This window comes from Streptomyces sp. PU-14G (assembly GCF_041028275.1).
Classification (GTDB): Bacteria; Actinomycetota; Actinomycetes; order Streptomycetales; family Streptomycetaceae; genus Streptomyces.
Window position 1 is genome coordinate 1 of record NZ_JASKYT010000653.1, and the last position, 1441, is coordinate 1441.

The 1441-nt window shown below is 73.2% G+C and carries 2 protein-coding genes; both read left to right on the forward strand.

Going from position 1 to position 1441, the window contains the following annotated elements:
* Positions 1-52 precede the first annotated feature (52 nt).
* Positions 53-601 (forward strand): ribosome maturation factor RimM, encoded by a 549-nt coding sequence (gene rimM / locus AB8Z75_RS34405; protein ID WP_369208993.1) that lies wholly within the window; start codon positions 53-55, stop codon positions 599-601.
* Positions 598-1410 (forward strand): tRNA (guanosine(37)-N1)-methyltransferase TrmD, encoded by an 813-nt coding sequence (gene trmD, locus AB8Z75_RS34410; RefSeq protein ID WP_369208995.1) that lies wholly within the window; start codon positions 598-600, stop codon positions 1408-1410. Before rimM ends, trmD begins: the two co-directional genes overlap by 4 nt.
* Positions 1411-1441 lie beyond the last annotated feature (31 nt).

Here is a 1441-nt window from a genome sequence, read left to right on the forward strand (position 1 = left end):
GCCCCACCCCCAGTCCTTAACTACGGATGAGCACCGAGCACGGAGAGGCACAGTGCAGCTAGTCGTCGCGCGGATCGGCCGCGCCCACGGCATCAAGGGCGAGGTCACGGTCGAGGTCAGGACCGACGAGCCGGAGGCGCGGCTCGCGCCGGGTGCGGTACTGACCACCGACCCGGCCTCCGCAGGGCCGCTGACCATCGCCGCCGGGCGGGTGCACAGCGGACGGCTGCTGCTGCGCTTCGAGGGCGTCCGCGACCGCAACGCCGCCGAGGCCCTGCGCAACACGCTGCTCGTCGCGGAGATCGACCCGGCGGAGCGTCCGGAGGACCCGGAGGAGTTCTACGACCACCAGCTGGAGGATCTGGAGGTGGTCACCGTCGACGGGACCGCCGTCGGGCGCATCGAGAGCGTCGCGCACCTGCCGGCCCAGGACCTGCTCGTGGTCCGGGGAGCGGACGGCGGGGAAGTGCTGGTCCCGTTCGTCAGCGAGATCGTTCCCGAGATCGACCTGGCCGCTCAGCGCGCCGTCATCGACCCGCCCCCCGGCCTCCTCGACGAGGCGGACGCGGAGGCGGAGGCCGGCCCGGGGGACCCGCGGTGAGGCTCGACGTCGTCTCGATCTTCCCCGAGTACCTGGAGCCGCTGAACGTCTCCCTGGTGGGCAAGGCCCGCACCCGCGGCGTGCTGGACGTCCGCGTCCACGACCTGCGGGACTGGACGCACGACCGGCACCACACCGTCGACGACACCCCTTACGGCGGCGGCCCCGGCATGGTGATGAAGCCGGAGCCGTGGGGTGAGGCCCTCGACCACGTGCTGGCGAGCGGCGAGCCGGCGCAGGGGCGGCCCGTCCTCGTCGTGCCCACCCCCAGCGGCAGACCCTTCACGCAGGAACTGGCCGTCGAACTGTCCGACGAGCCTTGGCTCGTCTTCACGCCCGCCAGGTACGAGGGCATCGACCGCCGGGTCATCGAGGAGTACGGGGAGCGGCTGGACGTGCGGGAGGTCTCCATCGGCGACTACGTGCTCGCCGGCGGGGAAGCTCCCGTGCTCGTCATGGTCGAGGCGATCGCCAGGCTGCTGCCCGGCGTGCTGGGCAACGCGGCCTCGCACCAGGACGACTCCTTCGCGCCCGGGGCCATGGCCGACCTGCTGGAGGGCCCCGTCTACACCAAGCCGCCCGAGTGGCGCGGACGCGGCATCCCCGAGGTGCTGCTGAGCGGCCACCACGGTCGGATCGCCCGCTGGCGCCGCGACCAGGCCTTCGCCCGCACCACCGCCCACCGGCCCGATCTGATCGAGCGCTGCGCTCCGGACGCGCTGGACAAGCACGACCGCGCGGCGCTGGCAGAGCTCGGCTGGTACCAGGACGGGGACGACGGCCACTGGCGCAGGACGGCGGACGAGTAACCCTCCGCCCTCTCCTCCTCCCCTCCCACCC